The following is a 4,722-nucleotide window of genomic DNA, read 5'->3' on the forward strand; positions in this document are numbered from 1 at the left end:
AAGAATACGTTGCAACTGAAGGACCGGCTTCGTTTGACAGGAGCCAACAAGTTGCCTCCTGCACATCACTTGATCAACCGCGATTACGATCAACCGCAAAGCCTGCCCAGGTCTGGCTGACCGGCATCAATTCCAGGCTGTTGATATTGACGTGAGCCGGGGTGTTCATGATCCAGAAGATGGTCTCTGCGATGTCCTGCGGCTGGATGGCTTCAGCGCCTGCGTAGGTAGCGTCGTATTTGCTTTGATCGCCACCGAAACGCACCAGCGAAAACTCACTTTCACACAAGCCTGGCTCGAGGTTTGTCACCCGCACCCCAGTACCGATCAGGTCGTTACGCAGGTTCAGCGAGAACTGGCCAACAAATGCCTTGGTGCCGCCGTAGACGTTGCCGCCCGGGTACGGATAGTTACCTGCCACCGACCCCACGTTGACAATACTGGCACCGCGACCATGGGCGATCAGGCGCGAAAGCAGCAGGCGCGTGCTGTAGACCAGACCCTTGATGTTGGTATCAATCATGGTGTCCCAGTCATCCAGGCTGCACTTGGGTGCAGGATCGATACCGAGCGCCAGACCCGCGTTGTTGATCAGTCCCTGAATGGTTGCGAATTCGGCAGGCAGGCTTTCGATGGCAGCTTCCATGGCCGCACGGTCGCGCACGTCCAGTACCAGCGTGTGTACCTTGGTCTGTTTCGACAGCTCGGCGCCCAGAGCATTGAGACGCTCTTCACGGCGACCGGTCAGTACCAGCGACCAGCCCGCTTGCGCGAAGCGACGTGCGCAGGCTTCGCCAAAACCTGAAGTAGCACCAGTAATGAACACAGTGGAAGTCATTTCATTCTCCTGAAGTGCCGCACCCGCGTGCAGCCGGTTGATGTCGATAAATAAACAAGCCCAGCAGAATGCCCGCCCAGACCGGTTACGGGCAAGTCTGTGGATAAACAATCCATACTTTGGACAAAAAACAATCAACCCGAACCGGACTAGGCAGGGCTTGGGTCTGACGGGGTTTTACCCACGTTATCCACAGCCAGGCCCACAATAACCGTGGGCAACTCTTTTCTGCACAGGCCACGTATTACGCGGGCTGAAGGAACGCCGGAAGCGTTTTTCCTTGACGTTATCGCGTACGCATGTAAAGCCGGTGAAACATAGTGGCCACTAGAATTCATCGGTAATGCCTGTAGCCTTTATCCGCTGCCGGTTTGCGGACTCTTTCCAATGCTTGCCCACAGACTTATCCACAGGCACACAGATCAAAATACCTGTATGAAAAACCAGCCCCAGGAACGTTGACAAACCTGCCGAAAGCAAGCCCAAAAACCACTGATCAAAATTTAACCACAAGCCTGCAAGCCACGTATATAAAGGCCTCCAGCCAAATGCTCCCACGTTATTCACAGGCAGTTCCACAGTAATCCTGAACAAGTCAAAAGCGTGACAAAACAAGCATTTGCAGCGGCTTTATGTCGCGGTTTGAAGCCTCGCCAAAATTGTTTTCCACAATTCGCCTTGCAGTGTCTGGCGCGCAACATCAGATCAACAACAGCCCATCAGATTTCACCTCGTTCAACACGAAAAACGTCCGTACCTGACGCACTCCGGGCAGGGCAATAATTTTCGTGTTGTGCAGGTGGTTGAACGCCGGTAGATCCCGAACTCTGATCTTCATGAAGTAATCCACATCCCCCGCCACCAGCCAGCATTCCAGCACCTGCTGCAACTCGCGGGCGGCGGCCTCGAAGGTGGCGAAACTTTCCGGGGTGGACCGGTCAAGCACGACACCGATCAGCACAACGGTACTTTGCTGCACCGCATGAGGGTCTATCTGCGCTCGCACGCTTTTAATAACGCCATTTTCATAAAGACGCCGGGTGTGATTCCAGCATGCAGTAGTGCTCAGCCCGACCTTTTTGGCGAGGTCCGCATTGCTGATGCGGCCATCGATCTGCAACGCCCGCAGGATCTTGCGCTCCTGCACCGTCAATTCCGGCGTTTGGGACTGTTCTTTCATCGCCCGAGACCTCGTTTGCACCCGTGAAATGGATGGGGGGAATAGCCGTTATGCGCAAATCATGCCGAGCTACGAACAAACGTTCAGGAAAATGCCTACAGGAGGAATGTTCATCCGTGACGCCGTTTTCTGATGGACGACGTTCCGATTTGAAGGCCCAAATATGTAGGAAACCCCGGCACAGTTTCAGTAGCTTAGAGGTGAGAAATACATGCACCTTGAACCCGCCGGGAGCGCTGTAATGCTTGGGATATCCGAATCTGCAGTCTGGGTAAAAGCCCCCTCTCCGGAGGTCGGTGTGGTGATCGTCACCCGTGCCGGCCTGCCGGGTTACATCAGTGAACGTCTGCGCAGCGCGATAGACGATTGGGATCAGGTCGCTTACCTGCACGTCAAACACGCTCATGAGTTCCTGGAAGACTGGCTGCGGGCAGAGTCGGCGCAGAGCGCACCAAACCTGGACACCTCTTGCCACGCCAGTCAATTGCTGCGCTCGGTGTCGAAAGGTTGTTATTTACTGGATATCGAAGAAAGCCCGTCGCCCCAACTCACCTGGCTAGGCTCAGTATGCGGCCACAAATTGCATGTGATCAGGCTTGGGGAGACAGAGTTATCGCCAGCGGCAATGGATAAGCAGGTTGAAGAGATTCTGGTAAAGGTCAGCGCCTTGGCGAAGAGCATTCTGGAAGAGCGGTTTATTGGGATTTGATTGGACGTCACACCTATGTGGGTGCTCGGCTTGGCAATCCAACGATGAGGCAACTCGGTCTAAAGATGAACGCAGATTCTGTGGGAGCCGGGCTTGCCCGCGATAAGGGCGACTCGGGATTAAGTGAACCGAGTCCAGCCTAATCGCGAGCAAGCTCTGCTCCCACAAAGGAAGCAGCACTCCAATTCAGCTATGCAGCCAACCTATCAACCATTACGGAAGATAAAGCTGTAAGCACTCAACGCAGGCACGCCACCCAGGTGGGCGTAGAGCACTTTCGAGCCTTCCGGGAATTCGCCGTTGCGGACCATTTCGATCATGCCGTGCATCGACTTGCCTTCGTACACCGGGTCGGTCAGGACGCCTTCAGTGCGAGCGCACAAGCGGATGGCTTCCAGGGTGCCTTCGTTCGGCAGACCGTATTCAGGGTAGGCAAAGCGTGTGTCGAGGATGACGTCGTCCTCGGTAATCTCCTGCCCCAGCTCCACAAGCTTCGCGGTGTTCTGAGCAATACGCAGCACCTGCGCCTTGGTCTTTTCCGGCTTGGCCGAGGCATCAATCCCGATCACTTTGCGTGCACGACCATCCGCTGCGAAACCCACCAACATGCCGGCGTGGGTGCTGCCGGTTACCGAGCAGACGACGATGTAATCAAACTTGAAGCCCAGCTCTTTTTCCTGCTCGCGAACTTCCTCAGCAAAGCCGACAAAGCCCAGCCCACCGTAAGGATGTTCGGAACAACCGGCAGGAATCGGGAACGGTTTGCCACCGCTTTCCTCGACGTCCGACATGGCCTTCTCCCAGCTCGGACGAATGCCGATGTCGAATCCCGCTGCATCAAGGCGCACATCCGCGCCCATGATGCGCGACATTTCGATGTTGCCGACCCGGTCATACACCGCGTCGGAATAGTTGACCCAGTTTTCCTGAACCAGCACGCATTTCATGCCCAGGTGCGCAGCAACCGCAGCGACCTGACGGGTCTGGTTGGATTGAATGCCGCCGATGGAAACCAGCGTATCGCAGCCTTGCTCCAGCGCTTCGGGAATAAGGTATTCCAGCTTGCGGGTCTTGTTACCGCCAAATGCCAGGCCGCTGTTGCAGTCTTCACGTTTGGCGTACAGGTCAACCTTGCCACCCAAGTGCGCGCTTAGTCGTTTCAGGGGCGTGATGGGCGATGGACCAAACGTCAAAGGGTAGCGCTTGAACTTGCTCAGATTCATGAGAGGGCTCCTCAGTATTGAAAAAATCCAGGCACGTTTTGCCGTGCTGGCGATGACTCAATGCTAAGGAACTACGCAAAAAAACGGGTTGCAAAGTTAACGCTATTTTCGGCTTTAAATTAATCATAATCGTGATTAACCTAACAACGTTGCTTAATCCTTTATTTCTACGCAATAAAAGAGCGCCTTCGAAATGTCCTCAAGCCCAGACGCAACCAGCACCGACAGAATCGACCGCGCCATCCTCAAGGCACTGCAAAAAGATGCTTCAATCTCCAACGTCGCACTGGCGGAAAAGGTCAAACTCAGCGCCCCGGCGTGCTTGCGCCGGGTCGAGCGCCTGAAACAGGCCGGGCTGATCAAGAAGATTGTGGCGGTGCTGGATTACGAAGCGCTGGATGCGGGGATGGTTGTGATTATCGGCGTCGTGCTGGATCGCTCGACTCCCGAATCATTTTCGGCCTTCGAGACGGCCGCGCAGAAGATCTCGGGCTGCATGGAACTGCATGTGGTGACGGGAGAGTTCGATTACCTGATGATGCTGCGCACGCGCGACAGCCAGAGCTTCAACCGACTGCACGCCGAGCAGTTGCTGTACCTGCCCGGAGTGCGTCAGATCCGTTCATTCATGGGGCTGCGTTCAGTGCTGTCGACGACGATGATTCCGTTGTGAATTGAGCTTGAGAGGCACCCCTGTTCCTTTAGGAGTTGCCCCAGTGTGCATGACACCGCGCTGTCTCGCGGCAAACCTACGACCTGTAGGAGCTGCCGA

5 protein-coding genes are annotated in these 4,722 nt (G+C 55.3%); 2 read left to right on the top strand and 3 right to left on the bottom strand.

Annotated elements, in window-relative coordinates; all coding sequences use genetic code 11:
- Positions 1 to 73 precede the first annotated feature (73 nt).
- Positions 74 to 838 (bottom strand): SDR family oxidoreductase, encoded by a 765-nt coding sequence (locus AUC61_RS06945; protein WP_243245218.1) that lies wholly within the window; start codon positions 836 to 838, stop codon positions 74 to 76.
- 700 nt (positions 839 to 1,538) lie between these two features.
- Positions 1,539 to 2,018: an Lrp/AsnC family transcriptional regulator gene (locus AUC61_RS06950; protein ID WP_243245219.1), complete on the bottom strand. Its 480-nt coding sequence runs from the start codon at positions 2,016 to 2,018 to the stop codon at positions 1,539 to 1,541.
- A gap of 241 nt (positions 2,019 to 2,259) precedes the next feature.
- On the opposite strand from AUC61_RS06950, the gene AUC61_RS06955 reads away from it, so the two are divergent.
- Positions 2,260 to 2,727: a transketolase gene (locus tag AUC61_RS06955; protein WP_243245221.1), complete on the top strand. Its 468-nt coding sequence runs from the start codon at positions 2,260 to 2,262 to the stop codon at positions 2,725 to 2,727.
- 206 nt (positions 2,728 to 2,933) lie between these two features.
- Here the strand turns inward: AUC61_RS06955 and AUC61_RS06960 are convergent, their stop codons facing one another.
- On the bottom strand, positions 2,934 to 3,950 hold the full coding sequence (locus AUC61_RS06960) for a 1-aminocyclopropane-1-carboxylate deaminase (protein ID WP_122663121.1): 1,017 nt from the start codon (positions 3,948 to 3,950) through the stop codon (positions 2,934 to 2,936).
- A 193-nt stretch (positions 3,951 to 4,143) separates the two neighbouring features.
- Here AUC61_RS06960 and AUC61_RS06965 point away from each other — a divergent pair, with 193 nt between their 5' ends.
- Positions 4,144 to 4,623 carry an Lrp/AsnC family transcriptional regulator gene (locus AUC61_RS06965; protein WP_122663122.1) on the top strand — a complete coding sequence of 160 codons (480 nt, stop codon included), beginning with the start codon at positions 4,144 to 4,146 and terminating at the stop codon, positions 4,621 to 4,623.
- Positions 4,624 to 4,722 lie beyond the last annotated feature (99 nt).

This window comes from Pseudomonas maioricensis (assembly GCF_022790535.1).
Lineage (GTDB): Bacteria > Pseudomonadota > Gammaproteobacteria > Pseudomonadales > Pseudomonadaceae > Aquipseudomonas > Aquipseudomonas maioricensis.